This window comes from Streptomyces sp. NPDC050433 (genome assembly GCF_044458565.1).
GTDB lineage: Bacteria > Actinomycetota > Actinomycetes > Streptomycetales > Streptomycetaceae > Streptomyces.
Map to the genome: position 1 here is coordinate 94,929 of NZ_JBITIB010000010.1, position 3,992 is coordinate 98,920.

4 protein-coding genes are annotated in these 3,992 nt (G+C 66.0%); all 4 read right to left on the reverse strand.

Going from position 1 to position 3,992, the window contains the following annotated elements:
- Positions 1-35 precede the first annotated feature (35 nt).
- The 4 genes from ACIBLA_RS14540 to ACIBLA_RS14555 all read right to left on the reverse strand — a co-directional run bounded on the left by ACIBLA_RS14540 (position 36) and on the right by ACIBLA_RS14555 (position 3,717).
- Positions 36-1,415 (reverse strand): cytochrome P450, encoded by a 1,380-nt coding sequence (locus ACIBLA_RS14540; protein WP_399198727.1) that lies wholly within the window; start codon positions 1,413-1,415, stop codon positions 36-38.
- Positions 1,416-1,467: 52 nt separating this feature from the next.
- Positions 1,468-2,571 carry a hypothetical protein gene (locus ACIBLA_RS14545; protein ID WP_399198728.1) on the reverse strand — a complete coding sequence of 368 codons (1,104 nt, stop codon included), beginning with the start codon at positions 2,569-2,571 and terminating at the stop codon, positions 1,468-1,470.
- Between the two features lie 35 nt (positions 2,572-2,606).
- Positions 2,607-3,461, reverse strand: a complete 855-nt coding sequence (uppS, locus tag ACIBLA_RS14550; RefSeq protein WP_399198729.1) for a polyprenyl diphosphate synthase — start codon at positions 3,459-3,461, stop codon at positions 2,607-2,609.
- 79 nt (positions 3,462-3,540) lie between these two features.
- Positions 3,541-3,717 carry a hypothetical protein gene (locus ACIBLA_RS14555; protein WP_399198730.1) on the reverse strand — a complete coding sequence of 59 codons (177 nt, stop codon included), beginning with the start codon at positions 3,715-3,717 and terminating at the stop codon, positions 3,541-3,543.
- Positions 3,718-3,992: the final 275 nt, after the last annotated feature.

Here is a 3,992-nt window from a genome sequence, read left to right on the forward strand (position 1 = left end):
GCAGCCCCCCCGACATCGTCATAGACATCACCAGGTCATCCTGGCGTGGTCATCGGCGTGGTGAAGCGGGTGGGTGCGCCGTCCAGGGCGCGGTCGAAGGTGCGTACGTGCTTGGGCTCCGGCATCAGGGCCAGGCGGGCCACTGGCCGTAGCTCGGTCCCCGGCGCCGGCCGCAGCCGCCAGCGGCCGGCGATGGTGCTCAGTGCCAGCACGGCCTGTGTCATTCCGAAGACATCACCGATGCATTTGCGGGGCCCCGTGCTGAACGGGACGTACGCTCCGCGTGGCTGCCGTGCCTGCGAAGTGGTCCAGCGGTGCGGGTCGAACCGGTCGGCGTCGGCGTACAACTCCTCGCTGCGGTGTATGAGGTACGGGCTGCACACCACGACGTCCCCCGGCACGAGACGGTGGCCCGCGAGTTGGGCCGGGGCCGTGACCGAACGGGTGAGCAGCCAGGCGGGCGGGTACAGGCGCAATGTCTCCTGGATGATTCCGTCGCACAGGGGCAGACGGGGTATGTCTTCCAGGGTGGCGGTCCGCCCCGCGAGCACCGAGTCCACCTCCTCGTGCAGTTCGCGTTCGATGTCGGGATGTGCCGCGAGCAGATGGAGCGTCCAGCTCAGCAGTGTGGCGGTTGTCTCGGTGCCGGCCAGGAAGACAGTAACCACCTGGTCCCATATCTGCAGGTCGCTCAGCCCATTGCCGTCGTCGTCTCGGGCGGCGAGCAGGATCGACAGGACGTCGTCGTGGTCGACGCCGTCGGCGCGGTAGTCCATGATGACGCGCTGGAGAATATCCCGGAGGTTCTTGTTGACCGCCCGCGAGCGGAGGTTGGCGGGAGTGGGCATTTTCTCCAGGAAGCGCGGCATGAGCATGCGCCGGAACTGACTGTCCACGAGGTACTGCAAACCTTCGTGGATCGTGGCGATGTCCGACTCACTGAAGTCGCCCGCGATAAGCGTCTTGACCAGTGTTCCCGATGTGATCGCGTTCATCTCGGTGGGCAGGTCGATCTCCTCGCCGTGCTGCCACTTGCCCACCACGGCTCCGGCCGCCTCGGCCATCACTTGCGCGTATCCGTCGAAACGCTCGTGGTGGAAGGCTGGTTGGACAAGACGGCGGATCTTGCGGTGGCGGCTGTGCGGGCAGGTGGTCAGGCCGTCGCCGAGGAGTTCCTGCAACTGGTCCCATAGAAGGCCTGTCTTGTCGTACGTCCTGTCGTCACGCAGGACTTGGTGCATCAGGTCCGCGTTGCACAGGACGTAGGCGCGCTGTGGCCCGATCCTGATCTGTACCAGATCACCGTGGGAGGGAAGCTCTCGCAGGAAGTTCAGCGGGTCCTTGCGGAGCCGCAGTGCGTGTCCGAGTATCGGAAGCGCACCCGGGGCGACCCCGGTCGTCATGGTGTTCGGCATGGAAGTCTCCTTCAAGAAGGGGAAGGAAGGGCGCGGGAAGGAACGGGCGGGCTCAGATGCGTCCGGCCTCCGACGGGTCGCAGACGACCAGGCCGCCGCGGAACTCCCCCTGGAAAAAGGTGCCGTGGTAGCGCGGGGTGATCTTCATGTACTCCAGATTTCCGGACATGATCCACTCAAGGCGACGGCAGGTCTCCCGCACGACGGGCGAGGCACCGTCGGCGAACCACGCGTCGCGCAGCTCCAGGTACCCCCGCTCGGTTTCGTAGATCATCTCCACCAGTCGGTCCACGGCTTCCTGCCAGCTCAGTCCGTGGCCGTGCACCAGCATCGGGATGGCCTGTACGAGTGCCGTGACCCGGTCCGCGTTGCGGATGTACTCCATGCGGAACGAGTAGGCGTCGTTGACCAGGCAGGTGTGAGTGTGCGCCAGGCGCTTCAGCTCCGCGAAACGGGGATCGTCGAGTTCGTCGTCGGTGAGGTGGCCGGTGCGGTTCAGCGCGGGGAGAGCCGCGATGTAGAACAGCCCGTAGGTCCGTAGCCGGACCTCAAGGTATGCCTCCAGATCGAGAGCGGCCCCGCCCCCCGTCTCGGCACCGATCCGGAACTCTGTGATGATCCCGTCGGCCAGGGCGTGCAGACCGGCCATGAAATCGTTACCCACCCGGGCCGACATCCGTCCGCGCAGTTGGGCGAAGGGACGCAGGATTTCCTTCGCTTCCGCCGGGAAACCGGCGGCCAGTACCGCGGCGACCGGGTCCTGTCCGGCGGCAGCACTGCGGGCGATCAGTCCGGCGCCGTCGAGGAGCGTGTGCCATGCGGGTCGCCAGCTGTCCTTCCCGGCGGGTCCGTGCTCATCGCGTCCCCGCTCGACCGCGTCGTGGAATACCGTCAGTGCGCTGGTGATCTTGCTCCAGAGGGTCAGGTCCGCGTAGCTGACGTCGGGGAACACCATGGACTGCCACAGACTGTGCACACTGCGGCGGGCGTGCCCCAGCCAGAAATCGTCGACTTGGTCGTAATGGGCGAATACCCGCTCTGTCCAGTCGGCGACCTCGCGTTCGACCCGCTCATAGTGCGGGTTGACCTCGATCGGGAACGCGCAGGTGACGTCGGGCAGCACGAAGGAGATCACGGGGGCTGACACGGTGCTCATGTCGGTATTTCCTTCCGGGGTGCGGACCGTGCGGATCACAGTCCGAAACGGCGGACACGCAGGGCGAACTCGTCGATCGCACGGGCGAATGAGGCTTTGCTGAAATCCGGCCAGTGCTGCTCACAGAAGACGAGTTCCGCCTGGGCGGTCTGCCAGGGCATGAAGCCCGACAGGCGCTTCTCGCCGGAGGTGCGGATGACGAGGTCGATGTCCGGCTGATCCGCCGTGTACAGATACCGGGCGAGGCGGTCCTCGGTGATGTCCCGGCCGGCGCGGCCAACGTCCGCGTCACCGACGCGGGACACGCACTCCGCCAGGAGCCTGCGCAATGCGCTGATGATCTCCAATCGCCCGTCATAGGCGAGGGCGATGTTCGCCCGGCCGCCCACGGCGTGCGCCGTGCTGTCCACAAGAGCCTGCAACTCGTCCCGCTGCCGTGCGGGGAGCAGATGAAGCTCGCCGATCAGGCGCAGACGCCAATGTCCTTGGGCGACGACCGGGCGTAGTCCAGCGAGGACGGCGTCCAGCAGCGGAGCGATCTGCGGACCGGGTCTGCTCAGGTTGTCGGCCGACATGGCCCAGGCGCTCACGTACGGGATCCCGGCCTCATGGCACCAGGTGAGCAACTCTCCGAATCTCGTGGCCCCTCGGTGATAGGCCGTCAGAAGTGAGACACCGTTGGCCTTCGCCCACCGACGGTTACCGTCGAGGATGACGCCCAGGTGATGAAGATCGCTTCGGGAAGAGAGCACAGGATCGGCTGCGTCCGTCGTCACTGGAAAACTCATAGCCCCTCCTCGTGTCAGCAATTGTCTTTGCGTCTGCGATGTGGAGCCCGCGGAACGGCGATCGCCTCCTTCGACTCCGCGGGAGCGGACCTGGCGGCGCATCAGCCTCCAGGAGGGCGGCGCCCGTCGGCCGCCTGCCTCACGGCTATCGTGGATCACCAAGCTTTCGACCCGATGGTCGTCACGCTTGCACCCTTGCCGGAATCCTGCCGAAGGCTTGCTCGCGCCCGTTGACGATGCCGCAGCTGTGCGGCTTGTCGTCCCCGCGCCAGCGGGCCGATTGCCGCTCGATCCGGTCGGCTTCGACGCCGGTCCGGTCGGCGTCGTTCTGCGCACTGCGTGGTGACACGAGCGACAAGGCCTCTTCCCGCGGCTGATCCCGGCGGCCTTGTCCAGGGCGTCGACAACAAGTTCGGCGCGGTGGTTGGTCGGCCATCGAGCACTCGATCAAAGTCGCCCAATCACGGAAACATGCCCCACCTTGCGACACCTTTTACCAGATCCCCCTGCAGCCAATTTGATCATATTTGAGGGATTCCCCCCACCCGCCGGACAAGAGATTGCCCCCTTACCGGGACTTTCCATTGAGGCACAAACGGGGTCGACAAGAATCCATCAAGGGAGAGCGCCAGC